Annotated in this window: 27 protein-coding genes; 10 read left to right on the top strand and 17 right to left on the bottom strand. The window is 67.9% G+C overall.

Annotated features, from left to right (window positions below):
• Positions 1-29: 29 nt before the first annotated feature.
• Genes ftsY through BM002_RS17810 form a run of 5 tightly spaced genes read left to right on the top strand, consistent with a single transcriptional unit; the run spans position 30 to position 4026 of the window.
• Positions 30-1175: a signal recognition particle-docking protein FtsY gene (ftsY, locus tag BM002_RS17790; RefSeq protein ID WP_092784574.1), complete on the top strand. Its 1146-nt coding sequence runs from the start codon at positions 30-32 to the stop codon at positions 1173-1175.
• Positions 1172-2029, top strand: coding sequence for a hypothetical protein (locus tag BM002_RS17795; RefSeq protein ID WP_092784577.1), 858 nt, complete (start codon positions 1172-1174; stop codon positions 2027-2029). Before ftsY ends, BM002_RS17795 begins: the two co-directional genes overlap by 4 nt.
• The gene (locus BM002_RS17800; RefSeq protein WP_092784580.1) at positions 2008-2475 is read left to right on the top strand and encodes a hypothetical protein; all 468 of its coding nucleotides are present in this window, start codon (positions 2008-2010) and stop codon (positions 2473-2475) included. Before BM002_RS17795 ends, BM002_RS17800 begins: the two co-directional genes overlap by 22 nt.
• On the top strand, positions 2472-3368 hold the full coding sequence (locus BM002_RS17805) for a DMT family transporter (protein WP_092784583.1): 897 nt from the start codon (positions 2472-2474) through the stop codon (positions 3366-3368). Before BM002_RS17800 ends, BM002_RS17805 begins: the two co-directional genes overlap by 4 nt.
• A gap of 37 nt (positions 3369-3405) precedes the next feature.
• A complete protein-coding gene (locus BM002_RS17810; RefSeq protein WP_092784586.1) occupies positions 3406-4026 on the top strand; it encodes an inner membrane-spanning protein YciB in 621 nt (206 codons plus the stop codon).
• On the opposite strand, the gene BM002_RS17815 is transcribed toward BM002_RS17810, so the two are convergent.
• Positions 4023-5348 carry a pseudouridine synthase gene (locus BM002_RS17815; RefSeq protein ID WP_092784588.1) on the bottom strand — a complete coding sequence of 442 codons (1326 nt, stop codon included), beginning with the start codon at positions 5346-5348 and terminating at the stop codon, positions 4023-4025. The two genes, BM002_RS17810 and BM002_RS17815, sit on opposite strands and share 4 nt — an antisense overlap.
• Positions 5349-5424: 76 nt before the next feature.
• Between BM002_RS17815 and BM002_RS17820 the strand changes: the two genes are divergently transcribed.
• The gene (locus tag BM002_RS17820; protein WP_092784686.1) at positions 5425-5868 is read left to right on the top strand and encodes a nucleoside deaminase; all 444 of its coding nucleotides are present in this window, start codon (positions 5425-5427) and stop codon (positions 5866-5868) included.
• A gap of 75 nt (positions 5869-5943) precedes the next feature.
• On the opposite strand, the gene BM002_RS19195 is transcribed toward BM002_RS17820, so the two are convergent.
• From BM002_RS19195 to BM002_RS17845, 6 genes are all read right to left on the bottom strand, one after another.
• A complete protein-coding gene (locus tag BM002_RS19195; protein WP_139212414.1) occupies positions 5944-6135 on the bottom strand; it encodes a hypothetical protein in 192 nt (63 codons plus the stop codon).
• A gap of 87 nt (positions 6136-6222) precedes the next feature.
• A complete protein-coding gene (locus tag BM002_RS17825; protein ID WP_092784590.1) occupies positions 6223-6438 on the bottom strand; it encodes a hypothetical protein in 216 nt (71 codons plus the stop codon).
• A gap of 248 nt (positions 6439-6686) precedes the next feature.
• Complete coding sequence (locus BM002_RS17830; RefSeq protein WP_092784593.1) at positions 6687-7682, bottom strand: P1 family peptidase; 996 nt, start codon at positions 7680-7682, stop codon at positions 6687-6689.
• A 2-nt stretch (positions 7683-7684) separates the two neighbouring features.
• Positions 7685-7996 (bottom strand): hypothetical protein, encoded by a 312-nt coding sequence (locus BM002_RS17835; RefSeq protein WP_092784596.1) that lies wholly within the window; start codon positions 7994-7996, stop codon positions 7685-7687.
• Positions 7997-8011: 15 nt separating this feature from the next.
• Positions 8012-8752 (bottom strand): SDR family oxidoreductase, encoded by a 741-nt coding sequence (locus BM002_RS17840; protein WP_092784599.1) that lies wholly within the window; start codon positions 8750-8752, stop codon positions 8012-8014.
• Between the two features lie 17 nt (positions 8753-8769).
• Positions 8770-9354 (bottom strand): Crp/Fnr family transcriptional regulator, encoded by a 585-nt coding sequence (locus BM002_RS17845; RefSeq protein WP_092784602.1) that lies wholly within the window; start codon positions 9352-9354, stop codon positions 8770-8772.
• A gap of 58 nt (positions 9355-9412) precedes the next feature.
• Between BM002_RS17845 and BM002_RS17850 the strand changes: the two genes are divergently transcribed.
• Positions 9413-9928, top strand: coding sequence for a hypothetical protein (locus tag BM002_RS17850; RefSeq protein ID WP_092784605.1), 516 nt, complete (start codon positions 9413-9415; stop codon positions 9926-9928).
• Positions 9929-9932: 4 nt separating this feature from the next.
• Here BM002_RS17850 and BM002_RS17855 read toward each other — a convergent pair whose 3' ends face one another.
• Genes BM002_RS17855 through BM002_RS17885 form a run of 7 tightly spaced genes read right to left on the bottom strand, consistent with a single transcriptional unit; the run spans position 9933 to position 16213 of the window.
• Entirely contained in the window at positions 9933-10454 is a 522-nt protein-coding gene (locus BM002_RS17855; RefSeq protein WP_139212415.1) for a hypothetical protein, read from the bottom strand.
• A gap of 3 nt (positions 10455-10457) precedes the next feature.
• The gene (locus tag BM002_RS17860; RefSeq protein WP_092784612.1) at positions 10458-11894 is read right to left on the bottom strand and encodes an aldehyde dehydrogenase family protein; all 1437 of its coding nucleotides are present in this window, start codon (positions 11892-11894) and stop codon (positions 10458-10460) included.
• Positions 11891-12352: a hypothetical protein gene (locus BM002_RS17865; RefSeq protein WP_092784615.1), complete on the bottom strand. Its 462-nt coding sequence runs from the start codon at positions 12350-12352 to the stop codon at positions 11891-11893. The genes BM002_RS17860 and BM002_RS17865 overlap by 4 nt, the downstream gene beginning before the upstream one ends.
• Positions 12349-13884, bottom strand: coding sequence for an ABC transporter ATP-binding protein (locus BM002_RS17870; RefSeq protein WP_092784618.1), 1536 nt, complete (start codon positions 13882-13884; stop codon positions 12349-12351). The genes BM002_RS17865 and BM002_RS17870 overlap by 4 nt, the downstream gene beginning before the upstream one ends.
• Positions 13881-14711: an ABC transporter permease gene (locus BM002_RS17875; protein WP_092784621.1), complete on the bottom strand. Its 831-nt coding sequence runs from the start codon at positions 14709-14711 to the stop codon at positions 13881-13883. Before BM002_RS17875 ends, BM002_RS17870 begins: the two co-directional genes overlap by 4 nt.
• Positions 14708-15649, bottom strand: coding sequence for an ABC transporter permease (locus BM002_RS17880; RefSeq protein ID WP_092784624.1), 942 nt, complete (start codon positions 15647-15649; stop codon positions 14708-14710). The genes BM002_RS17875 and BM002_RS17880 overlap by 4 nt, the downstream gene beginning before the upstream one ends.
• Before the next feature lie 42 nt (positions 15650-15691).
• Positions 15692-16213 carry a DUF1569 domain-containing protein gene (locus tag BM002_RS17885; RefSeq protein WP_175484957.1) on the bottom strand — a complete coding sequence of 174 codons (522 nt, stop codon included), beginning with the start codon at positions 16211-16213 and terminating at the stop codon, positions 15692-15694.
• Between the two features lie 117 nt (positions 16214-16330).
• Between BM002_RS17885 and BM002_RS17890 the strand changes: the two genes are divergently transcribed.
• Both BM002_RS17890 and BM002_RS17895 read left to right on the top strand, forming a co-directional pair.
• The gene (locus BM002_RS17890; RefSeq protein WP_092784629.1) at positions 16331-18493 is read left to right on the top strand and encodes an esterase-like activity of phytase family protein; all 2163 of its coding nucleotides are present in this window, start codon (positions 16331-16333) and stop codon (positions 18491-18493) included.
• Between the two features lie 233 nt (positions 18494-18726).
• Positions 18727-19464, top strand: a complete 738-nt coding sequence (locus BM002_RS17895; protein WP_092784632.1) for a hypothetical protein — start codon at positions 18727-18729, stop codon at positions 19462-19464.
• Positions 19465-19468: 4 nt separating this feature from the next.
• Here the strand turns inward: BM002_RS17895 and BM002_RS17900 are convergent, their stop codons facing one another.
• Both BM002_RS17900 and BM002_RS17905 read right to left on the bottom strand, forming a co-directional pair.
• Complete coding sequence (locus BM002_RS17900; protein WP_092784635.1) at positions 19469-21985, bottom strand: ABC transporter permease; 2517 nt, start codon at positions 21983-21985, stop codon at positions 19469-19471.
• Positions 21982-22680: an ABC transporter ATP-binding protein gene (locus tag BM002_RS17905; RefSeq protein WP_092784638.1), complete on the bottom strand. Its 699-nt coding sequence runs from the start codon at positions 22678-22680 to the stop codon at positions 21982-21984. Before BM002_RS17905 ends, BM002_RS17900 begins: the two co-directional genes overlap by 4 nt.
• Before the next feature lie 16 nt (positions 22681-22696).
• Here BM002_RS17905 and BM002_RS17910 point away from each other — a divergent pair, with 16 nt between their 5' ends.
• Positions 22697-23383 carry an arylesterase gene (locus BM002_RS17910; RefSeq protein WP_425431881.1) on the top strand — a complete coding sequence of 229 codons (687 nt, stop codon included), beginning with the start codon at positions 22697-22699 and terminating at the stop codon, positions 23381-23383.
• Positions 23384-23488: 105 nt separating this feature from the next.
• On the opposite strand, the gene BM002_RS19385 is transcribed toward BM002_RS17910, so the two are convergent.
• The coding region (locus BM002_RS19385; protein ID WP_425431882.1) for a hypothetical protein at positions 23489-23695 on the bottom strand (207 nt) is incomplete at its 5' end.

Here is a 23695-nt window from a genome sequence, read left to right on the forward strand (position 1 = left end):
ATATTAGGTGGGGGTGGAAAGGGGCCGTCATGTCGTTCTTCAAGAAGCTCAAGGATCGCCTGACGCGGTCGTCCTCCAAGCTGGAGCAGGGTCTGGACGCCATCGTGGAGGATGGCCCCGCTGCCGCGTCCGAACCGGAGCCCGCGCCCGAACCGGACCCGACCCCGCCGCCAAAACCCGCAGCCGCGATGCCGTCTCCGGAACCCATCCCCGAACCGACGCCGCAAATCGTGCCGACATCTTCGCCCACGCCACCCGCCCCACCGGAGGAGCCGAGCGAAGCGCCCAAGGCGGGCCTGCTCTCGCGGCTCATGGGCCGCGTGGCCCCGGCCGCAGCGCCGCGCCGGGTTCTGGATGACGCGATGCTGGAGCAGCTGGAGGAATTGCTGATCGCCTCGGACATGGGCGTGGAAACCGCCTTGCGCGTCACCGCCAACCTGGCCGAGGGCCGGATGGGCAAGCGTTTGTCGTCGGACGAGATCAAGAAACTGCTGGCCACTGAAATCGCCCGCATCATGGAACCTGTGGCCCGTCCCATGCCGCTGATGCCGCAGCGCCCGCAAGTCGTTCTGGTGGTCGGCGTCAACGGCTCGGGCAAGACCACGACCATCGGCAAGCTGGCCAGCCAGTTCCGCGCCGCCGGAAAGTCCGTCGTGATCGCGGCGGGCGACACCTTCCGCGCCGCCGCCGTGGAACAATTGCAGGTCTGGGGCGACCGGGCCGGGGTGCCGGTGATGACCGCGCCCGAAGGCTCCGACCCTGCATCCCTGGCGTTCGAGGCGATGACGCGGGCAGAGGCCGAGGGCGCGGACCTTCTGCTGATCGACACGGCGGGCCGCCTTCAGAACCGCGCCGACCTGATGGAGGAACTGGCCAAGATCGTGCGGGTCATCCGCAAGAAGGACCCGTCGGCTCCCCACAACACCCTGCTGGTCCTCGATGCCACCACCGGCCAGAACGCGCTGAGCCAGGTCGAGGTGTTCCAGAAGCTGGCCGATGTGTCGGGCCTGGTGATGACCAAGCTGGACGGCACGGCCAAGGGCGGCGTTCTGGTGGCGCTGGCCGACCGCTTCGGCCTGCCGATCCATGCCATCGGCGTGGGCGAGCAGATCGACGACCTCGATGCCTTCGACCCGGAGGAATTCGCCGTGGCGCTGGTCGGTCTCGACGCATGATCCGCGCCGCCGTCCTTGCCGCAATGTTGGCGGCCCCCGCCGATGCCGCGACATCGGACGACTGCAAGGCTCTGGTCGGGCGGCTCTCCGTCTCGGTCGAACGCGTGGAGAGCATCGCGGGCACCTGTCTGATGTCGGATGTGCGGTTCGGCGACACCTCCACGCCCTGGCACGCCGACCGCATTTCCCTGGGCGGTGATATCGACGCCCTGCCGGATGCCCTGCCGCGACGGCTGAGCGGCGGTGTCGTGGGCCTGGCTCTCGACCCGCAGATCCCGGGGCGACCGGGCCTTGATTGGCTGATGCGCGAACAATCCCGTCCGGGGTTGAGCCTGACCTTCGATCTGGCGGCCGAGGCGGGTGTCCTGTCGATCCGGTCCCTGCGATTCCGCATGGATGAAACCAACGGCCTGTCGCTGACCGCGCGCCTGGCCGGAGTTCCCGAAATCTGGCCGGTCGATCCGGTGGCGGCGTCCGCCATCCGGCTTCAGGCCATGGACCTCGAGATCGACTTCGACGGCATGTTCGAGGCGCTGGTGCTGATTCCGCTTGGGTCCGCAATCCTGGACACGACGCAGGCGGCCGAACCGCAGGTCGCGATATTGCGCGACGGGGTGCGGGCCCTTCTGGAGCCCTTCGCAGGGACCGACCAGCAGGCGAACGCCGAGGCGCTGCAAGGGTTCGTCGACGTGCTGCCACATCCGCGTGGGGTCTTGTCGATCGGGATCGGCGGCACCGGCCTGTCGGCGGTGCAGGGGATGCCCTTCTTGACCGGCACCGCCTCGCCGGATTTCATCGCCCGTGTTGCCAGTGCCGCGGAACTCGACGTGCAATGGACGCCGGACGCGCCGTGACCTCCGACCTGCGGATCGGGCCGGACCTGGCCCCGGTGGACGCAGCGGAACGGCAGGCCTTCCTGTCGGCGGCAGGTTGCCTTGACGCCTGGGATTGCGCGCCGGGGTTCGCCGGGCATTCCGCGCTCTGGGTCCGGGACCGCGACCTTCTGGTGGCGCAGGCGGCCATCCTCGAACTCGACCCCGAGGCGGACGCCCTGCGCGCGCGGCTCATCCCGCCGCATCTGCCGACGCGCCTTCGGGTGGCGCGGATCGACATGATGGCGGTGCGGCCCGAATACACCGGCCTGGGGCTGGAGGAGCGGTTGACCCGCGCCCTGATTGACCGGTTCGCCACCACGATCCCGCGCCCGTCCGAGGCGTTGATCTTTGTCGGCGCGGCCTGTGCGCCTGTCCTGCTGTCGACCCTCAAAGGGCTGCCCCATGTGGCGGATGTCTTCGAATGATGGACTGGCTGCATTCGGTCGAGGGGACGGAGGCGGGGCACCAGCTTGCCATGATCCTGGCCCTGACGGCGGCGCTTCTGCATGCGGTGTTCGGCGCCCTGCAGAAGGGGGCAACCTATGACCCCTGGACCTCGCGGACAGCGATGGATGTGGCGATCTTCACCATGGCCACGCCGGTCGCCCTGTTCGTCGTCCCCTGGCCGCCGTTGGAGCTCTGGTGGGTCCTGCTCGGGATGATCGCGATCCAGTCGTCCTACAAGGCGCTTCAGGGCGCGACCTATCAGCGGGGGGCCTATACCGTGGTGTATCCGGTGGTGCGGGGCACCGGGCCGCTGTTCACCGTTCTGGGCGCGGGCCTCATCTTCGGCGAGACGTTCACGGCACCCCAATGGTTCGGCGTGGGGCTGTTGCTGGCGGGGCTGTTTGGCCTGTCGGCCTATAACATGGCCAAGCTGACGGTGGACCGCGCCACGCTTGTCCCGGCGCTCTGGCTGGCGGTGGCCACGGGGATGATGGTGGCGCTCTATACCACCTGGAACGCCTACGGCATCCGCCGGGTCGAGAACCCGTTCACCTTCCTCGCATGGTTCTTCATGCTGACATCCTGGGACTTTCCGCTGGCCGCTGCCCTGCGGGGCAAGTTGCGCAGGCCCGAGCCCGCCCTGATCCGGCTGGCCGTCATCGGCGGCCTTGTGGCCTTCGGATCCTTCGGGTCGATCATGATGGCCACCCGCCTCGACTCCGTGGGCGAGGCGGCGATCCTGCGGGAAACCTCGACCGTGTTCGCCGCCCTGATCGGCTGGCTTCTGTTGAAGGAATCGGTCGGCCCCCGCCGCCTTGTCCTGATGTCGCTGATCGCCCTGGGTGCCGTGGTGGTGGAGTTCGCCGGATGAAGCCCCTATGTGACGCTAGTCGCCGCAGGAGAGACCCATGACATCACCCGACGCCAAGTCCGTTCCCGGATGGCTCAAGACCACGCTGGAGCTTGGCCCGGTTCTGCTGTTCTTTGCGGCCTACTTCTACGTCAAGGACGACACATTCGTGTATGGCGGCACGGAATACGGCGGCTTCATTCTCGTCACCGCGCTGTTCATCCCGCTGATCCTGGCGACGACGGGGATTCTCTGGTGGCTAACCGGCACGCTCAGCAAGATGCAGATCTTCACCGCCGTTCTGGTCACGATCATGGGCGGCCTGTCGGTCTGGCTGAACGACGAGCGGTTTCTCAAGATCAAGCCGACGCTGCTCTATCTTCTATTCGCGGCGATCCTGTATTTCGGGGTTCTGCGCGGGCGCAGCTATCTGTCGGATATCCTGTCCGAAGCGATGCCCCTGACCCAGGAAGGCTGGATGATCCTGACCAAGCGGATGGTCTGGTTCTTTGTCGCCCTGGCCGTCGCCAACGAAGTCGTCTGGCGGTTCCTGTCCACCGAAATTTGGGTGACGTTCAAGACCTTCGACATGCCGATCGCGATCGTCGTGTTCATGTTTGCCCAGGCCGGCCTCTTCAAGGCCCATTCCACCGAAGAGGCGGAAGCAGGCGAGGATTAATCTTCGCCCTTCCCGTCTTCGGGCTTTTTCATGCGCTTGGTCGATGCGGGCTTCTTGGGCTTCACGATGCCCTTGCCGCGCTGACCGCCCTTTCGCAGGCTGATTGAGCTGTCGGCCCGCAGGCGCGTGGTGCGCTCGGCCTTCGTCTCTTTCGGCTTGTCCTCCGGCCCCTTGCGATCAAAGGGCCGCGCGGCGCGGGCGGGACGGGCGTCATCCCGGCTTTCGCGGGGCTTGCGGTCGCCGTCCTTCGCAAAGCGCGGTTTGCCGTCGCCGTCGCGCGCAGGCCGCTCGCCGCGCTTCTCGAAAGGCTTGCGCTCGCCATCCTTGGCGAACCGGGGCTTGCCGTCGCCGCCACGGGCCGGACGGTCGCCATCGCGCGCGGGCCGCTCGGCACGCTTCTCGAAAGGCTTGCGCTCGCCGTCCTTGGCGAGCCGGGGCTTGCCATCGCCGCCACGGGCCGGGCGGTCGCCCCGGGCGTCCGTGGGTTTGCGGGGGCCGCCGGGGCGGGGCTTGCGGCCAACGGGCCGGGTCTTGTCGTCGTCTTCGGCCATGGGACCGGTTCCTTTCCGGGTCTCGGCCAGTTCGCCGTCGAACGTGCTGCCGAGTTGTTCGCGCAGGACGCGCGGTTTGATCTCTTCGACGTCGCCCGGCGGCAAGGTGCCCAACTGGAACGGCCCATAGCTGATCCGGATGAGCCGGTTCACATAGAGGTCCACGGCATCCATCGCGCGTCGGATCTCGCGGTTGCGCCCTTCGCGAAGGCCGACCGTCAGCCAGGCGTTGGCCCCCTTCTGGCGGTCGAGCGTGACCTGCATCGGCGCGAAATCCTCGCCATCGACGGTCATGCCGTTTCGCAGGATGTCCAGCGTCGCCTCAGTCGGGGTGCCGTTGATGCGCACGCGGTAGCGCCGCAGCCAGCCGGTCGAGGGCAGTTCGAGCTGACGCTTCAGCTCCCCGTCGTTGGTCAACAGGAGCAACCCCTCGGAGTTGAGATCGAGGCGTCCGACCGACATCACGCGGCCCAATTCCGGCGGCAAGGCGTCGAACACCGTCTCGCGGCCCTTTTCGTCGCGGGCCGAGGTCACCAGTCCAAGGGGTTTGTGATAGAGCCAGAGCCGCGCGCCATCGGCCTGCGGCAAAGGCTTGCCATCGACGGTGACCTTGTCGCCCGGAAGGATATTGGTCGCCACGTTCGACACGGTGCGCCCGTTCACCTTGACCCGCAATTCGGTCACCATGACCTCCGCATCCCGCCGGGAGGCGAGGCCCGCGCGCGCGATCACCTTGGCGATCCGGTCACCCTGTCTGCTGTCGTCTGTCATGTCCGGCCTCTACCGCCGTTCCCGCGCCTTGGAAAGCGACTTGCACGGGGCCGACGGCGGCGGCACACCGGGGGCCATGTTCCGCTCGTTCATGTCCGAGGCCCTGCAGGAGGCCCGCGCCGCCGCCGATCTGGGCGAAGTGCCGGTCGGCGCCGTCATCACCCGGGGCGATGCCATCCTGGCGCGCGCGGGCAACCGGACGCGGACCGACAACGACCCCACGGCCCATGCAGAGGTTCTCGCGATCCGTGCCGCCTGTGCGGCCTTGGGGCAGGACCGTTTGCCGGGCTGCGTGATCTGGGTGACGCTGGAACCCTGTGCGATGTGTGCGCAGGCGATTTCCCACGCACGACTGGCGCGCCTGCACTTCGGGGCCTCCGATCCGAAGTCTGGGGGTGTTCTGCATGGCGCGCGCGTCTTCTCCCATGCGCAGTGCCATCACGTGCCCGAAGTGCACGACGGGCTGGAGGCCGAGGCCTGCGCCGACCTGCTCCGCCGCTTTTTCGAGACCCGAAGGTAGCGCACGCAAAAGGCGCACCCCAGAGGGATGCGCCATCGGGTCCGACGGGAGGGTTCGGACCGGGGGGACGGGGTATCAGTCGTCGGATTCGGCGAGGATCGAGGCCAGGATCATCTGGGCGCGATCATCGTGACCTCCGCGGTCGCCCTTCGTGGTCACGAGCGTCGGCTGGGCCGCGGACTCGGCACCGATGGCAGGACTTACGCCGAACGCCAGGGGGGCGGAGAGGGCGGCGACCAGCAAGGCAGATTTCGCAAAGTATGTCATGCTGTTTTCCTTTGTGGTTTGGTGGTTGCCGTTGAACTTGGGATCGGGCCGCGCCCCGGGGTGGGGGCGCGGCGCGGTATCAGATGATTACTCGTCTTCGGCGCTCTCGGCTTCGATGCGGTCAAAGATCGCCTGTGCTTCGGGGCTGTGCGTGCCATTCGCGGTCGACAGCGTCCCTTGCAGTTCGATGACGTCGCCGCCTTCCTTGCTCTGGTTGAAGTGCTGGATCGCTTCAACGCTGGTGTTGGCCAAAACGGGGGCGGCGAACAGGGCGATGGCGGCAGTGAGGGTCAGGGTTTTCATGATCTTCTCCAAATGTGTGTTGCGGGTCTTGATTGATTGAACCGTCCGTCTTGGCCGATCCGATGAGAGACATATGGACCCCAATTCACTCACTTCAAATGCACAGCCTCGTGAGAATGGCAGATAATTGGTGCGTTTATGCAGGTTAAAATTGCACCCCCGCACCGCCTTCACCTCTGCGTGAGAATAGCCGCCATTTCCGTAAGAATCAGGGGTTTCGATGAAACCGGATCCCCGGTTCATGCGTATCAATCGGTTTTGCGACGCCCGAAACGATCCGTCCAGGTCGGCAAGGGCCCGCCTTGCAACCGTGCAGCATGAACCCCCCGCGCGATGGCGCGCGACAGGCAGGTGGCGGCGGCATGACCCAGGCGCAGGGCATCCCAGATCGGATCCGGCAGCGGGACGGCCCCGGTGGCCGCCGCGAACACCAGATCGCCGTCCATTGGCGTGTGGCTGGGTTGAATGGCCCGCGCCATGCCGTCCTGCGCGGCAGTGGCGAGGCGCGTGGCCTGCGCCTGGGTCAGCACCGCATCGGTGGCGACGATGGCGATGGTGGTCGACTGACCGGGCTGCCGGTTGCCGTAGGGCTCCAACGCGGGGTCGAGCGCGCCCGGCGCACCGCCGCCGAACTCAGAAGCCAATTCGAAGGGTTGGGCGAGGAAGCGGCCCTCGTCATCGCAAGTCCGGCCCAGGGCATTCACGGCTACCAGCGCGCCCACGGTGATCCCGCAGTCCAGAACGCAGGACGCCGACCCAAGCCCCCCCGCCAGGTCCATCGTCGTCGCCCCGAACCCCGCGCCGACACTGCCCAGATCGAAGGTGGTCTCTGCGGCGGCCAGCGCTGCGCGACCCAGATCGCCATAGGGGTTGCGGTCCCACGTCTTGTCGCCGCCGTTCAGCAGGTCGAACAGGATCGCGCCCGGCACGATGGGCACCCGTTGATCGCCCACGGCAAACCCCCGGCCCATGGTGCGCAGGCCATCGGCCACGCCCCCGCCCGCATCCAGCCCGAAGGCAGAGCCGCCCGACAGGACCAGCGCGTCGACCTCCTGCACCATCTTGTCGGGGGCCAGAAGGTCGGTCTCCCGCGTGCCGGGTGCGCCGCCCATGACGTTGACGCCCGCGACGAAGGGCCTGTCGCCCAGAAGGACGGTCGTGCCGGTGCGGATCGTGTCGGACTGCGCATTGCCGACCCGCAGGCCCGCGACATCGGTGATCAGGTTCAGGGGTCCGGGCCGCATGGCTACTCCGTATCCGGCAAAAGGGCGCGGGTCAGGGTGCCGGAATATCGCCCGACAAACCGCAGCATCCGCGTGTCGCGCGGCGCCACACCCGACCCCGGCAACAGCAGGATCAGCGTTGGCTCGGTCAGCTGTTCCAGCTGCGCCACCGTGTCATCAGGGAAATAGCCGCGCAGGCGCGGGCCGAACGGACGCGCCAGAACCTCCACCTGTTCCAGATCAGCCCCCGGATTCGCATCGAGCAGATGGGCGAAGGCCAGTTGCTGACTGGCGAAGGTCCCGGCCAGAACGCCGATTTCTACGCGGAACTTCAAGCGGCCGCCCGCCGGTCAGATGCAGCGGCCACCGTCCACCTCCATCGCGACGCCGGTGATCATCGACGCCTCGTCCGAGCAGAGGAAACAGGCGGCGTTGCCCATGTCCTCGGGCGTGGAGAAACGGCCCAAGGGAATGGTCGACAAGAACTTGGCGCGGATCTCGGGCGTGTCCTCGCCCATGAAACTGGCCAGAAGCGGGGTTTCGCCCGCCACGGGGTTGATCGCGTTCACGCGCACGCCTGCGGGCGCAAGCTCCACCGCCATGGCCTTGGTCGCCGTGATCATCCAGCCCTTGGACGCATTGTACCAGTTGAGCCGGGGTCGCGGGCTGACCCCCGCGGTCGAGGCGACGTTCAGGATCGCCCCGGCCCCCGCCTTCTTCATTACCGGCACGACATGGCGCGCCGACAGGTAGACCGACTTGGCGTTGACGGACAGGACGCGGTCGAAATCGGGCTCCGTCACCTCTTCCATGGGCATGGGCAGGTGCGTGACGCCCGCGTTGTTCACCAGGATGTCGATGCGGCCCCAGGCGTCCATCGCCTGCGCGGTCAACGCGGCCCAGTCTGCGTCCCTAGAGACATCCATCCCCGCCGACAGGCCACCGATGGCGCGTGCCACCTCGGCCGCGCCGTCGCCGTTCAGATCGGCGACCAGCACCCGCGCGCCTTCGGCCACGAACTTGTCGACGATGCCCCGGCCAAAGCCCGAGGCCCCTCCCGTCACGATGGCCGTCTTGTCCTTCAGTCGCATGGCAATCCTCCCGCCTCTCAGCGTCGATCTTGACCTGTGTCCGGTGCGGTGACCAGACCTTCGGGGCTGCGTCGGCGCGCCAGGGCCCGGTAAAGCGCTTCGGGCGTCACGCCCAAGTCGGCGGCAAGGCCCCGCCATTGCCCGCGCGGCGGCAGCGGGCCGTTCATCGCCTGCCAGGCCGCAAGACGGTCGGCCAGTCGCGGCAACGCCAGGATTTCCGCACGCGTCCGCGCGCCTTGCAAGCTGGCCGCAAGGTGCCGCACCAGCAGGGGTGCGCCTTCGGGGCCCGACAGGAGCTTGCGGGCAAGGGGCGCGGGCATACTGCGCAGCTCGGCCGCGCGCACCACCCCCAGATCGCAGTGATAGACGTCGTGAAAGATCGACGCCTCGGCCAGGATCGCGCCCGCTTCGGCCCGGTGCAGGGTGAGCCGCCCGCCGTTCGGCTGGTCCCGGGTCATGTTCACGGCCCCCGACATCAACAAATGCAGGGCCGTGACCGGATCACCCCGGCGCGCCAAGACCGCGCCCTCGGGCAAATGCCGCGATGGCCCCGTGCGGGTCAGGATATGGTCGAAAAGCGCCTGTGACATGATCCGGATCATGTCCACCTTGGTCCCGAAACGCTAGCTCTTGCCATCTGATCAAACGCCGGAGGCTATCATGACTCGATCCATCGCGCTTTGCGCCGCGCTCGCCCTTGTCGCCCCGCCCGTTGCGGCACAGCACCGGGGTGCGCCCCCGCCGCTGCTGGAACAGGGGCCGGGCACCTTTGCGGCCCTGTCCGAGATCGTGGCCCTTCTGACGGCGGACCCGGCGACCGATTGGTCGCATGTGGATATCCCGGCGCTCGCCGACCATCTGGCCGACATGGACCGCGTCTTTTCGCTGGCCGAAGTCCGGTCGACGCAGACGCCCGAAGGCGCGGTGTTCGACGTCACGGGCACGGGTCCGGTCGTGGGATCGATCCAGCGCATGGCGACGGCCCACGGGATAACGGTCGGCCCCGGCTGGACGTGGGCGGTCACACGCTTGGCCGATGGCGCGCGCGTCACCGTCACCGGCCCCGATCCGGTGCAGGTGCGCGCGCTCGGCTTTCGCGGTCTGCTTGCCATGGGCGACCATCACCGAACGCACCATCTGGCGCTGGCGACCGGGCACAACCCGCACGGCCACTGACGGATCAGGCGGCGCGCCGGGCCCGGATGCCAGCCACGATGACCAGGACCAGACCCGCCAAAAGCCCGAGCGCCCCGCCCAGATAGGCCGCGTTATGCATCGCCCCGGCGCGTCGGAAGGCCGTGACGTCTGCGCCGTCCGGTGTCCACCAGATGCCGTCGGGCGTGGGGCTGATGATCTCCACCAGAAGGCCCGTGGCCGAGGCGAGCGCCGTCAGCCCGAGGACCAGCGCGATCGCCCAGAACCCCGCACGTCGCAGGCCCGCCGCCGTCGGAACGACCAGCGCGCCGATCCCGAAGACCGGCACCCCGATGACAAGACCCATCCACCAGCTGGCCTGCACCCCGACCCAGGCCGCGCCCAGACGCGGGGGCCAGTCCCGCGGAATTGCGAACTGGTCGAACTTGAACATGTGATAGTAATCCGGCGCCACGCCATAGCTGACCTGATCGTGCAGGGCGCCGAACACAGCTGCGGCAACGCAGGCCAGCGCGGTCAACATCAGAGCCGTGAAAAGCCGTGTCATCGATCAGCCGTGCAGTGCCGCGACGGTCTTGAGCTGGCTGAAGCCATACAGCGCCTCGAACCCCTTTTCACGACCGTGACCGGACTTGCCGATGCCGCCGAAGGGCAATTCGACACCCCCGCCCGCGCCGTAGTTGTTGACGAAGACCTGCCCCGCCCGAAGGTCACGGGCCAGTCGCATCTGCCGCGCGCCGTCGCGGGTCCAGACGCCGGCGACCAGCCCGTAATCGGTGCCGTTGGCGATGGCCACGGCCTCGGCTTCGGTGTCGAAGGGGATGACGACCTGTACCGGCCCGAAGATTTCCTGCTGCGCCAGCGGGTGATCCGGCGTCGCGCCGGTCAGGAGGGTCGGCGCGACGTAGTGCCCCCCGGTTCCCGTCACCTTGCCCTGCGCCGCGACGGTCAGCCCGTCAGCCTGCGCCAGAAACCCCTCCACGATGTCCTTCTGTCGCGCGGAAATGAGCGGCCCGACCTCCAGATCGTCGAGGGCGGGGCCGACGCGCAGTTGGCGGTAGCGGTCGGCCATGCGGGCGACGACCTCGTCGTGCACCCCGCGTTGGACCAGGATGCGGGATGCGGCGGAACAGGTCTGCCCGGCGTTCTGGATGCCCGCGTTCACGAGGAACGGCAGGGCGGCGTCCAGATCGGCGTCGTCGAACACCAGTTGCGGGGACTTGCCGCCCAGTTCCAGCGTGACCGGCACGACATTCGCCGCCGCCGCCCGCTGGACCAGAACGCCGGTCGCGATCGAGCCGGTAAAGCTGATGTGGTGGATGCCGGGGTGGGCCGTCAGCGCGGCCCCGGCCTCGCCCCCCAGACCGGGCACGACGTTGAGCGCCCCGTCCGGCAGGCCCGCGTCACAGGCGATCCGGGCAAAGGCCAGGGCCGTCAGGCAGGCCTCCTCGGCGGGTTTGAGAACACAGGCGTTGCCCATGGCCAGCGCCGCGCCAACCGACCGTCCGATGATCTGCATCGGATAGTTCCAGGGCACGATGTGGCCCGTCACCCCATGCGGTTGGCGCAGGGTATAGACGGTATAGCCATCGAGATAGGGGATCGTCTCGCCATGCACCTTGTCGGCGGCCCCGCCGTAGAATTCCAGATAGCGCGCCAGAGCCACGGCATCGGCCCGCGCCTGTCGCAACGGTTTGCCCACGTCCAGGGCCTCTAGCGCGGCTAGGTCCTCTACCCGCTCCAGCACCAGGCGGCCCATGCGCGCCAGAATGCGCCCCCGCTCCACCGCAGGCATCCGTCCCCAGTCACCGGCCAGCGCCTGATGGGCGGCGGCGACGGCGGCGTCGATCTCGCGCGATTGGCCGCGGGCGATGTCCGCCAGATGCGACCCATCCGACGGGTTCTCGAGCGTCAAGGTCTCGGCCGCGCGGACCCATGTGCCGCCGATCAGCATTTCCGAAGGATCGAACCAAAGCGCCATCGTCATGTCTCCATTCCGAACATCATCCGCCATTGGGCGGCGGTCATTCCCTTGCGGTAGTCGGCCAGCATGGCCGCGTCCAGCACCTCGATCAGGAGGCCTTCGCCGGTCCAGACCTCGATGCAACTGAACGGACCCCGGTCGCAGGTGCGGCTGGTCCAGCCGGCGGTCTCTGCCACCTCTTCGATTTGCGCTGTCGTCAGGGGCGAGGCGATGGCCAGATGCGTGGCGGATGTCGACCGGCGGGGCGGGCCCGGCTGAAAGGCGACGGCCTCCGGACCGGCGGTCAGGCGGGTGCCTGCGGGATAGACCTCGATCGCCGTTCCGTCATCCTGCGCGGCGAAGGCGATCCACGCTCCCGGGCAGGGCGGAAAGGGCAAGGCCTCGCCACCGAGCAGCCGGGCAAGCGCCTTGGCCATGGCGGCGGGCGCGCGGGCGGCGATGGAGACATGCAGCAGCGTCATCGGTCCTCCAGCCAGTCCGCCGGGATCATCGGGGCGGCGGCGATCAGGGTTTTGGTGTAATCGTCTTGCGGGTCTTCGAACACGCGCGCAATCGGGCCCTCCTCGACAAAGCGGCCGGCCTGCATGACCAGCACGTTGTCGCAGATGGCGCGCACCACGGTCAGGTCGTGGCTGATGAACAGATAGGCGAGGCCCAGGCGGGCCTGAAGATCATCGAGCAGGGTCAGAACCTGCGCGCGGACCCGCACGTCCAGCGCACTGACCGCCTCGTCCAGCACCAGAACCTCGGGCCGGGTGATGAGCGCGCGGGCGATGGCGATGCGCTGCCGCTGTCCGCCCGAAAACTCGTGCGGGTATTTGTGCAGGTCTGCGGCGGTCAGGCCCACCTGGTGCAGCGCCTCGGCGGCCCGGGCCTCGGCGTCGGCAGGTCGCCCGGTCAGGTGGAACGGTTCTGTCAGGATGCGGTGGACGGGCCAGCGGGGATTGAAGCTGCCATAGGGGTCCTGAAACACGACGCTGATCTTCGCGCGGTCGGCGCGGGTCATCGCCGCCCCGCCCGGACGGTCCAGAAGGGTGATCGTCCCGCCCTGCACGGCCTCGAGCCCCAGAAGCGCGCGGGTCAGGGTGGACTTGCCGCAACCCGACTCGCCGACCAGCCCCAGGCTTTCGCCCCGGTGCAGCGTCAGGCTGATCCCGTCGACTGCCGTCACCGCGCCATACCGCCGGGTCACGTCGCGCGCCTGCAACACCACATCGCCCGACAAGGGGCGCGGCGCACGTGGAACGGGTCGCGAGGCGCGCAACAGATCGCGGGTGTAGGGGTGGCTGTGGGTGCGAAACAGATCCTCGGTCGAGCCCTGTTCGACGATCTCACCCCGCTTCATGACGGCGACATGGTCGGCCATGCCCGCCACGACGCCCAGATCGTGGGTGATGAGCAGAAGGCTCATTCCGTCCGCGCGCACGAGGTCGCACAGCAGGTCGAGGATCTGGGCCTGTGTCGTCACGTCGAGCGCGGTCGTCGGCTCGTCCGCGATCAGCAGGCGGGGCCGCCGCGCGATGGCCAGTGCGATGCAGACCCTCTGACGCTGCCCACCGCTGAGTTCGTGCGGGTAGCGGTCGAGCGGGATGGCCGACAGGCCGACGCGGTCCATCCGGTCGCGCGCGATGCGCAGGGCCTCGGCCCGGGGGGTGCCGTTCAGGCGCAGCGTTTCGGACACCTGCGCACCGATAGTCTGGACCGGGTTCAGGGCGGTCATCGGCTCCTGAAAGATCATGGCGATGTCGTTGCCGCGTATGTCGAGCCACTGGGCCTCGGGCAGGGTCAGCAGGTTGCGACCGTCGAGGTTGATCGAACCCTGCGCCGTCGCCCCGGTGGGCAGAAGGCCGATCATCGCCAGCGCGGTGATCGACTTGCCGGACCCGGATTCGCCCACCAGGCCGGTGATCCGACCCGGCTCCAGCGTCAGCGACACATCCCGCAGTATCGCCGTCTCACCGAAGCTGACCGACAGCCGGTCGATCCCGATCATGCGCGCCGCCTTTGAAGGCGCGGGTCGAGTGCATCGCGCAGGGCATCGCCCAGAAGGTTGAGGCCCAGGACCATGCCGACGATGGCAAGACCCGGCAGGATCGCCAGCTGCGGTTCGGTGTAGATCAGGGTCTGGGCATCGGCGAGCATGCGACCCCAACTGGGCGTCGGAGGCTGTGCGCCAAGGCCGATGTAGGACAGCGCGGCTTCGGCCAGAATGCCGAGGCTGAACTGAATGGTGGCCTGCACGATCAGCAGGTTGGTGATGTTGGGCAGGATATGTTGCAGGCTGATGAGAAAGCGGCCCTTGCCCGCCACCCGCGCCGCCATCACATAGTCCAGCGTCCAGAGCGGCAGGGCCCCGCCGCGTGCGACCCGGGCGAAGACCGGGATGTTGAAGATGCCGATGGCCAGGATCGCGTTGACCGCCGAGGGGCCGAAGACGGCGGTGATCAGGATGGCGATGACCAGCGACGGGAAGGCGAAGATGAGGTCGTTGCCGCGCATGATGATCTCGTCGAGCCAGCCGCCGCGATGCGCCGCCGCCGCCAGACCGAGCGGGATGCCGAGGCCCAGACCGATGCCCACGGCGACCAGGGCGACGGCGATGGAGGTGCGCGCGCCCTCCATCAGCATCGACAGCATGTCCCGCCCGAAATGATCGGTGCCCAGAAGATGCGTGGCCGACATCGGAAGCAGGCGGTCCGCGATCGTCAGGACGGTGATGTCATGGGGCACCCAGATCAGACTAAGTGCTGCGGCCAGCAGGCAAAGCGCCGTCAGCCCCCCGCCGACGACCCCGGCCACCGAAAGGCGCGACCCGGTCATCTGCGGCGCAACCTTGGGTCGGCCAGCGTGTAGGCCAGCTCCACCAAAAAGGTGACGGCGATGACGGCAAAGACCAGAAGCATCGTGACCGATTGCACCACGATCAGGTCGCGCTGCGTGATGCCCTGAAAGATGAGGCGGCCGAGACCCGGCAGGAAGAAGACGTTCTCGATGATGATCGCGCCGGCCAGCAGGAAGCTGAACTGCAACCCCAGGATCGTCAGCACCGGAATGGCCGCATTGCGCAGGGCATGGCGGACGGTGACCGCGCGGCGGGACAGACCCTTGGCCCGGGCAGTGCGGATGTAGTCCTGATCCAGCGTGTCGATCAGCGCCCCGCGCAACACCCGCGCCAGGATCGACGCCTGCGGCAGGGCCAGAGCGACGGCAGGCAAGGTCAGCGCCTTGATCGCCGCGACCGGATCGGACCAGCCCGGGAAGCCCCCCGCCGATACCCATTTCAACGTGATGGCGAAAACGAAGACCAGCAGCATGGCGAACCAGAAGTTCGGGATCGCGATGCCCAGTTGCGTGGCCCCCATCACCCCCCAATCCGCCGCCCGGCCCCGCATCGACGCCGCGATGAGACCGGCGGGAATGGCGAGGACCACCGTCAGCAACAGGGCATAGGCCGCCAGGGGGCCCGACACGCCGATGCGGTCGGCCACCAGCCCCGAAACCGGCACGCGGTAGGTATAGGAGGTGCCGAAATCGCCCACCACCATGCCGCTGACCCAATCGAGGTAGCGGGCGGGCAGCGACCCCTCCAGCCCCAGTTCCGCGCGCAGGGCGGCCACCGTGTCAGGCTGTGCATTCAGGCCCAGCATGAAGGCCGCCGGGTCGCCCGGAACGGCTTGTAGCATCACGAAGATCACCACGCTCGCCACCACCAGCGACAGGATCAGGGACAGGGCCCGGGACAGGAGCGTTCGGATCATGCGGCGCAGGCTAGCCGCCCCTGCCGACCGGGGAAAGGCCGCTCAACCGATGCGGAACTCGGTCAGGTGGTCCTGAACATGCATGACGTGGGCCTTGGCGTATTCGGCCTTGGACAGCGTGCCGAAGGCGAAATGCGGGCGCAGGGGCATGTCGAAGGAAGCAAAGCGCGTCAGGCTGCCGATCAGACGGGTGCGGGCCTGTTCGGCGTCGCCATCGTCGACGACTTCTCCGGGAATGACCTCGGCGGTGTCGTGGCTCATCTCGCCGCGCGTCTGGAACACGTTGAACGCCAGGGGGCCGACCGTGTGCCGGAACAGGCCCGAACGCAGTTCGGGATAGCCGTCCATCGAGAAATCGACGCTCTGCGCCAGATGGTTCAGGGTTCGCGCCACCGTCCAGGCGCTGTCGGTTTCGATCGCGTCGATCCGCGCACCTTGCAGGCGCTCCAGAAGGCGATCCATCGCCAGCCCCGGATGATCGTGCGGCAAGGATACATAGACCCCGCCGCCCAGGGCCGCGGCCCCGGTCGCGGCCAGCGACGTCAGAAGAGTTCGGCGTTTCATGGGATCTGATAGCATGGCGACGGCGATCGGCCATAGCCTGTCACGCAACTGTCTTGGATCTGTCATCGGCACGTCACGGACAATGCGCCTTGGTCGCGGCACATCACGGGGGAAATCATGACTCGCCATCTTTTGTTGTCTTGCGGCCTTCTGGCCTTGGCCTCCGCCGCCCATGGCGAAGCGTTCAACCGCATCGCCAGCTTTCCGGTCACCGCGAACCTGCCGGACGACATCGACCCGCAGTCGGAAACCGCGCCGGAAATCATCACCGTCAGCGGCGATGGCCGGACCCTGATCTATACCGACAGCCTGCTCGGGGCGCTCGGCCTGATCGACATCGCGAACCCCGCGTCGCCGCAGCCCTTGGGCCTGCTGAAGCTCGATGGGGAGCCGACGTCTGTCGCCATGGCCCGCGACCACGTGCTGGCCGCCGTGAATACCTCCGACAGCTTCACCGATCCGTCGGGCGTCTTGCTGGCGCTGACCTTGCCCGACCTCGGGGCCGCGGCCAGCTGCGATCTGGGCGGTCAACCCGACGCCGTCGCCGTAGCCCCGGACGTAACCTTTGCGGCCATTGCCGTCGAGAACGAGCGGGACGAAGACCTGAACGACGGCGCCCTGCCGCAACTGCCGGCGGGACATGTCGTGTTGGTCGACCTTGGGCCGAATGGCCTGCCCGATTGCGCCTCGGCGCGCCGCGTGGACCTGACCGGACTGGCCGATGTCGCCCCCACGGACCCCGAACCGGAGTTTCTGGCCATCAACGACGCGGGCGAGATCGCCGTCACCCTGCAGGAGAACAACCACCTGGTCGTGTTGTCGCGCACTGGGTCGATCATCACGCATTTCAGCGCCGGGTCCGTCGATCTGACCGGGATCGACGCGCTCGACGACCGGGGCGCCTTGATCTTCGATCAGGATCAGCCGGGGCGCCTGCGCGAACCCGATGCCGTCGCCTGGATCGACGACGCACATTTCGCCACAGCCAACGAAGGCGATTACGAGGGCGGCTCGCGCGGCTGGACGATCTGGTCCAAGGACGGCAGCATCGTCTGGGACAGCGGCACCTCGTTCGAACATGCCATCGTGGAAATCGGCCACTATCCAGACCGGCGCAGCGACGCCAAGGGGGTGGAACCGGAGAGCGTCGCCTTCGCCGTGGTCGATGGCATCCCGCTGGTGTTTGTCGGGGCCGAGCGGGCCGGCATCATCGGGGTCTACGATGTGTCGACCCCCGCCGCCCCCGTGCTGCGACAGCTTCTGCCCTCGGGCGTCGGGCCCGAAGGCATCGCCGTGGTTCCGGGCCGCAACCTGCTGATCACCGCCAACGAGGGCGACCTGGTCGAGGACGGCGCGGCGCGCGCCCATGTGATGATCTATGACTGGCAGGATGGACCGCCCGCCTATCCGCATCTGACCTCGGCCGGCACGCAAGCGTTGCTCGGGTGGGGCGCGCTGTCCGGTCTGGCCGCTGTGGGCGACCGGCTCTTTGCCGTCTCCGACAGCTTCTATGCGCTGCAACCGCGCATCTTCGAGGTCGACGCCACGGCGACACCCGCCCGGATCCTGCGCGCCATCGACGTGACGCGGGACGGTCGCCCGGCCGAGCTACTCGACCTCGAAGGGATCGCGCCTGACGGCGAAGGCGGCTTCTGGCTCGTGTCGGAAGGGCGGACCGACCGGGATGTCCCCCACGCCCTGCTGCGCGTCGACGCGACGGGTGAGATCCGCAGCGAGGTCGCGCTACCCGACGTGCTTCTTGCCGGGGAGCAGCGGTTCGGGATGGAGGGTGTGACCGCGGTCGACGGAGTGCTCTGGATCGCGATGCAGCGCGAATGGGGCGATGATCCGGACGGGATGGTCAAGCTGCTGCGCCACGATCCCGCGACCGGCGAATGGGCCGCCATGCATTATCCGCTTGAGCAGGCCACGACGGGATGGGTCGGTCTGAGCGAGATCGCGGCCTACGACGGGCAGCTCTACATCCTGGAGCGCGACAACCAGTCCGGCACCGCCGCCGAGGTCAAGCTGATCACTCGCGTGGCGCTTGACGGCTTGACGCCGGCACCCCTCGGTGGACCCATGCCGGTAGCGCGAAAGGACATCGTGCGCGACCTGATGACTGACCTCACGTCGACCGGCGGCTTCGTTCTCGATAAGGTCGAGGGTCTGGCCATCACCGACGCGGGCCGCGCCTTCGTCGTCACCGACAACGACGGGGTCGACGACCATTCCGGCGAGACGATGTTCTTCGAGGTTCCCCTGATCTCCGCCCCCTGACCGGGGCGGACGTCCACCACACCGACCGATTTTCGTTGCCATCGGGACGCAATGACAGAGGTCAGCCGTTCCCCCATCTGGACAGACCCGTTCGCCCGGGCTTACTGAAAAGATGTTGGTTAACGAAGGATGTCGGTTGTTGGTCTTGCTTGAAACACGTCTGACTGGAGTGGGTCGCCATCCGTGGCTCCAGACCGGGAACACCTGGCACCCCTGTCCCGCAGGAGGTGCCGGTGGCCAATAGCAAGCGCAGGATCGTGGGTGTGGCCCTGGCCATCGCGATGGTGGCGGTGGTCGTGTTGCGGACGAAGCCCGACGGCGATGTCGTAGCGCTTCGACTTGGCGACAACGCCTATGCGGTGCAGCAGGCGACGGGCTTTCCCCTTGGTTATCCATCACAGGCAGATGGACTTTCGCCCGTGGGCGGATCGCGGGCGGATGTGGAGGCAACGCTCGACTTCGGAGTGCTCACGCTGACCTGCACAGGCGCCTATCTCGAGGTGTTTCGGACGGGCGACGTGGTGTCGGGGGGCCGGGTCTTCTGTCCCCTTGACGGGTCGGACGGCGAACCTGTGAGCGTTTTGCGCGACCGTGCCGCGGCAGCATTCGCCTGGGACCGGGCCGAAGATTTCACAGCGTCGCCGCGCCGCGCCGTGCCATACGGGAAAACCGTGGCCGAGGCCTATGGCTATCTGCAATCGATGGACATGACCGGCACGGTGATGCGCGTGCCGCTGGCGTCCTGGCGACAGGACCGGGGGCTTTATCTTGAATTGAATGCCACACGCCACGCCCGCATGGGCGGTGTGCCAAGCTACGAGGTCAGCTTCAGCTGGTCGCCGCCCTGTCTGTCGACGATCCATGCTGCGCAATTGGCGTCAACACGCGGGGGTGCGACCGACAAGGCCCGCGCCGATCGGGCAGAGGCGCAGGTCGCCGAGTTCTGCCCCGACTTGCCGGGGTCCGACTGATCGCTCACTCCTGCGAGCGCAGGACCTGCGCCGGGCGTGCGGCAAGGGGGCGCCAGGCAAAGGCCAGGCCCGCCAGCAAGGTCGCCGCCGTGCCGCCCAGAACGATGGCCGTCGCCGACACCCATTCGAACGCATAGGGCGCGTCCATCACGAAGGTCATGATCCCCCAGCCGGCCAGCGCCCCGCCAAAGATCGCGACCAACCCCGCTGCCGCCCCCAACAGGGCCGACCGGATCGCGAAACTGGCCAGCACCGTGGCCCGGGTCGCGCCAAGGGTCTTGAGCACCGACGCCTCGAACACGCGACCCCGCTCGCCCGCTGCCGCCGCGCCGATCAGCACGACAAAGCCCGTGAGCAAGGTCGCCCCCGCCCCCCAGCTTGTCGCGGCGGCCAGCGCCGACAGCGCCTCGGTCACCAGCGCGATGGCATCCTTGACGCGCACCGCCGTGATGTTAGGCGCGTCGCCCGCGACATCGCGCAGGATCTGCGCCTCGGCCTCTTCCTCCGCATAGACGGTCGACAGCCAGGTGTGCGGCGCGCCCGACAGGGCCGCCTCGTTGAAGACCAGGACAAAACCGATCCCGCCCGAGTTGAAATCGACCTGCCGGAAGGACGTCACCGTCGCGGTGATGTCGCGGCCCAGGACGTTCATCGTGACCTCGTCCCCCAGTTCGACGCCGATCTCGTCGGCTTCCTCCTGGGCGAAACTGACCTGCGGCGCGCCGGAATATCCTTCGGGCCACCATTCGCCGTCGGTGATGCGCGTGCCCGCCGGTATGGCGTCGGCAAAGCTGATCCGGCGGTCGCCACGCGTTACCCAATGGTCGATCTCGCTGGCGCTGCGCTCCCCGATCTGGCGGACAACGCCGCCCAGCATGGGCGCATAATCGACCCGGCTGACGGCGGGGTCATTCTCCACCCGCTCCAGAAAGGCGGGCAACTGGTCGGGCTGGATGTCGACGAAGAAATAGCTCGGCGCGATTTCCGGCAGATCGCGGTTGATGGCGGCGCGCATGTTGGCGTCGATCTGTCCCACGGCGGCCAGCACGGTGAGCCCCAGGCCGAGCGACAGGACGACCGCCGTCGACTCGCCCCCCGGTCCGCCCACGGCACCGAGGGCCAAACGCAAGGCCGGGCGTCCCCGCACCCGCCGGGCAAGGCTGCGCGCCAGACGCCGGACACCCCAAGCCGACAGGACCAATGCCCCGAGGGCGACGACAATCCCCGCCGCCGACCAGAGCGCCAGCGTCGGAATTCCCGACAGCCAGGCCGACAGGCCAATCAGCAGGACAACGCAAGCCGCGAGTGCCGCGATGAACGGCGGACGGGGCCAGCCGCGCGACGGACCGGACGCATCGCGGAACAGCGACGCGGCTCGCACCTGTTCGGTGCGCGCCAACGGCCAGAGCGTGAAGATCAGCGCCGTCAGCGCGCCGTAGAGCGCCGCTTCGGCCAGGGGTGTGCCATGGATGCCGAAGGCCACCGGCACCGGCAGCCGCGCCTCGATCAGCGGGCCCGCAATCATCGGGATGATCGTGCCGAGCAGCAGCCCGATGCCGATGCCCACGGCGGCCAGAACCGCGATCTGCATCATGTAGGCGGCAAAGATGACCCGCCCCTCGGCCCCGAGCGTCTTCAGCGTGGCGATGACGCCGGTCTTGCGATCCAGATAGCTGCGCACCGCCGCCGACACGCCCACGCCGCCCACCGCCAGACCGGCCAGCCCGACGAGGACGAGGAAGCTGCCCATCCGCTCGACGAAGCGCTGCACCTGCGGCGAGGCATTGCGCCTGTCGCGCCAGCGTGCGCCGGTTTCGGCCAGTTCGGCCTCGGTCTGGGCACGCAACACATCGAGCTGATCGTCCGGCGTGTCCGGCAGGAGCACGCGGTAGTCGCTCTCGAACAAGCTGCCTTCGGACAGAAGGCCCGAGCCTTCCAGCGCCTCGGTCAGGACGATGGTCCGGGGGCCAAGGCCAAAACCGGCGCCGCCCGCATCGGGCTCGCGCATCAGGACCGCGCGCAGGGTGAAAGGCTTCGCCCCAAGCCAGAGCTCATCGCCCACCGACAGGCCCAGACGGTCCACCAGGACGGGATGTGCGATGATGCCATCGTCGGCCAAGGCTTCGGCCAGCGGGATCGGCGGGTCCAGAACGACCGCACCGACAAGCGGATAGAGGTCATCGACCGCCTTTACCTGCGTCAGCGCACGGTCGGCTTCGCCCCCCTGACCGGTCGCGGCCATGGAGCGGAAATCGACGACTTCGGCGGTCTGGCCAAGCGTTTCGAGATAGGCGCGTTCCTCGGGCGTGGCGCGACGATAATTGAATTCGACCTCGGCATCGCCGCCCAGGATCGTGCGCCCCTCGCGCTCCAGCCCGTCGGTGATCGACATGCGCACCGATCCGACGGCGGCAATCGCCGCGACCCCCAGGGCCAGACAGGCGAGGAAGATGCGAAAGCCCGACAGGCCGCCGCGCAATTCGCGGCGCGCAATCGTGGCCGCTTGGCGAAGCCAGATCATTCGGCGGCACCCTTGATCCGGGTCGGTCGTGTTTCGCGGTCGAGCTTTCCGTCCACGAGGCGGATCACCCGGTCGCACCGGTCGGCCAGCTCCTGCGAGTGGGTCACAAGCACAAGCGTGGCGCCGTGCCGGTCGCGCAGACCGAAGAGAAGGTCCATGATCGCCTCGCCGGTGGTCTGGTCCAGATTTCCCGTCGGCTCATCCGCCAGAAGGATGTCGGGGCGCGGCGCGGCGGCCCGGGCCAGGGCCACGCGCTGCTGCTCGCCGCCCGACATCTGGGCCGGGTAATGCCCGATGCGGTGGCCCAGACCCACGGCGACCAATTCGGCCTCGGCGCGCTCGAACGCGTCGGGCGCATTGGCCAGTTCCAGCGGCGTCGCCACGTTTTCCAGCGCGGTCATCGTCGGAATGAGGTGGAAGGATTGGAACACGACCCCCATATGTGAGCGGCGGAAGCGGGCCAACGCGTCCTCGTCCATGGCGGTCAGATCCTGTCCCAGGGCCATGACCTCGCCACCGGTCGCACGCTCCAGCCCGCCCATGAGCATCAGGAGAGACGATTTGCCACTGCCCGACGGACCCACCAGCCCCAATGTCTCCTGCGCGCCGACGTCCAGCGAAATGTCGTGCAGGATGTCCACCATTCCGGCATTGCCTTGCAGCGACAGGGACACATTGTTGAGCGACAGGATCATGGGGCGGCTCCGTTGGATGGCGTCTCTCGCATATGGGGCTGCGGGCCGGGCCAGCAAGGCTGGCGCGGTCACCTTCTTCGCAGGTGCAGCAACGCTGGCGGCGCCCACCATGGCCGAAACGCTCGAAATCGTGGCCCTGGGCGACAGTCTGACGGCGGGCTATGGCCTGCCCGACGGACAGGGGTTCGTTCCGCAACTTCAGGCCTGGCTGGACGACAACGGGGTCGATGCGACGGTGGTCAACGCCGGAGTCTCGGGCGACACGACAGCGGGTGGATTGGCCCGCCTGAACTGGGCCCTGTCGGACGGGACCGATGCGATGATCGTGGCGCTTGGCGGCAACGACCTGCTTCGCGGACTGCCGCCCGAAGCCTCGCGCGCGAACCTCGACGCCATTCTGTCGACCGTGGTGGGCGAACGGGCGCTTCCTGTTTTGCTGATCGGGCTGGAGGCACCGGGCAACTACGGGCCTGACTTCAAGGCCGATTTCGACGCGATGTATCCCGAATTGGCCCGCGAATACGGCACCTTGCACGAGACGAGTTTTCTGGGACCGCTCGTGGCCGAGGTCGACATGGCAACGGCGCGGAAACGCTATGTGCAACCCGATGGGGTGCATCCGAATGCCGAAGGTGTCCGCTTGATCGTGGAGGCTTTCGGGCCGCGCGTCGCGGAATTGGTGGCCCGGGTCGCGACGAACTGATCCAAGCAAAAGAACACCCCCCGGCAGCTTTCGCTGAACCGGGGGGTGTCCGTGCCGCAACGCACCTCGGGGGAGAGAGATTGGCGGGATGCGGGGTCGTCTAGATCATTCGTCTTCGGCGCTCGCGGCCTTGATCCGGGCAAAAATGTCAACGCCGACAGTGGGTTGGCCCGAGAAGGACGTGGCGCCGTTCAGGCCGCGCAGGTCGGAGGGGCTGTCCTGGTCTGCGTTGAAGATGTCGTAGGCGAGGCCCGAAGTGCCCGAGCGGGTCGAGACGGTCACGCCATTGTCGGCCTGGCCGAGCTTGGCGAC

The sequence above is a fragment of the Jannaschia pohangensis genome (genome assembly GCF_900113875.1).
Classification (GTDB): Bacteria; Pseudomonadota; Alphaproteobacteria; order Rhodobacterales; family Rhodobacteraceae; genus Jannaschia; species Jannaschia pohangensis.

Bases quoted from the DNA above. Each gene is read 5' to 3' on its own strand.
- ftsY (WP_092784574.1), top strand. From the start codon at position 30: ATGTCGTTCTTCAAGAAGCTCAAGGATCGCCTGACGCGGTCGTCCTCC.
- BM002_RS17795 (WP_092784577.1), top strand. From the start codon at position 1,172: ATGATCCGCGCCGCCGTCCTTGCCGCAATGTTGGCGGCCCCCGCCGAT.
- BM002_RS17800 (WP_092784580.1), top strand. From the start codon at position 2,008: ATGGACGCCGGACGCGCCGTGACCTCCGACCTGCGGATCGGGCCGGAC.
- BM002_RS17805 (WP_092784583.1), top strand. From the start codon at position 2,472: ATGATGGACTGGCTGCATTCGGTCGAGGGGACGGAGGCGGGGCACCAG.
- BM002_RS17810 (WP_092784586.1), top strand. From the start codon at position 3,406: ATGACATCACCCGACGCCAAGTCCGTTCCCGGATGGCTCAAGACCACG.
- BM002_RS17815 (WP_092784588.1), bottom strand. From the start codon at position 5,348: ATGACAGACGACAGCAGACAGGGTGACCGGATCGCCAAGGTGATCGCG.
- BM002_RS17820 (WP_092784686.1), top strand. From the start codon at position 5,425: ATGTTCCGCTCGTTCATGTCCGAGGCCCTGCAGGAGGCCCGCGCCGCC.
- BM002_RS19195 (WP_139212414.1), bottom strand. From the start codon at position 6,135: ATGACATACTTTGCGAAATCTGCCTTGCTGGTCGCCGCCCTCTCCGCC.
- BM002_RS17825 (WP_092784590.1), bottom strand. From the start codon at position 6,438: ATGAAAACCCTGACCCTCACTGCCGCCATCGCCCTGTTCGCCGCCCCC.
- BM002_RS17830 (WP_092784593.1), bottom strand. From the start codon at position 7,682: ATGCGGCCCGGACCCCTGAACCTGATCACCGATGTCGCGGGCCTGCGG.
- BM002_RS17840 (WP_092784599.1), bottom strand. From the start codon at position 8,752: ATGCGACTGAAGGACAAGACGGCCATCGTGACGGGAGGGGCCTCGGGC.
- BM002_RS17845 (WP_092784602.1), bottom strand. From the start codon at position 9,354: ATGATCCGGATCATGTCACAGGCGCTTTTCGACCATATCCTGACCCGC.
- BM002_RS17850 (WP_092784605.1), top strand. From the start codon at position 9,413: ATGACTCGATCCATCGCGCTTTGCGCCGCGCTCGCCCTTGTCGCCCCG.
- BM002_RS17855 (WP_139212415.1), bottom strand. From the start codon at position 10,454: ATGACACGGCTTTTCACGGCTCTGATGTTGACCGCGCTGGCCTGCGTT.
- BM002_RS17860 (WP_092784612.1), bottom strand. From the start codon at position 11,894: ATGACGATGGCGCTTTGGTTCGATCCTTCGGAAATGCTGATCGGCGGC.
- BM002_RS17865 (WP_092784615.1), bottom strand. From the start codon at position 12,352: ATGACGCTGCTGCATGTCTCCATCGCCGCCCGCGCGCCCGCCGCCATG.
- BM002_RS17870 (WP_092784618.1), bottom strand. From the start codon at position 13,884: ATGATCGGGATCGACCGGCTGTCGGTCAGCTTCGGTGAGACGGCGATA.
- BM002_RS17875 (WP_092784621.1), bottom strand. From the start codon at position 14,711: ATGACCGGGTCGCGCCTTTCGGTGGCCGGGGTCGTCGGCGGGGGGCTG.
- BM002_RS17880 (WP_092784624.1), bottom strand. From the start codon at position 15,649: ATGATCCGAACGCTCCTGTCCCGGGCCCTGTCCCTGATCCTGTCGCTG.
- BM002_RS17885 (WP_175484957.1), bottom strand. From the start codon at position 16,213: ATGAAACGCCGAACTCTTCTGACGTCGCTGGCCGCGACCGGGGCCGCG.
- BM002_RS17890 (WP_092784629.1), top strand. From the start codon at position 16,331: ATGACTCGCCATCTTTTGTTGTCTTGCGGCCTTCTGGCCTTGGCCTCC.
- BM002_RS17900 (WP_092784635.1), bottom strand. From the start codon at position 21,985: ATGATCTGGCTTCGCCAAGCGGCCACGATTGCGCGCCGCGAATTGCGC.
- BM002_RS17905 (WP_092784638.1), bottom strand. From the start codon at position 22,680: ATGATCCTGTCGCTCAACAATGTGTCCCTGTCGCTGCAAGGCAATGCC.
- BM002_RS17910 (WP_425431881.1), top strand. From the start codon at position 22,697: ATGGCGTCTCTCGCATATGGGGCTGCGGGCCGGGCCAGCAAGGCTGGC.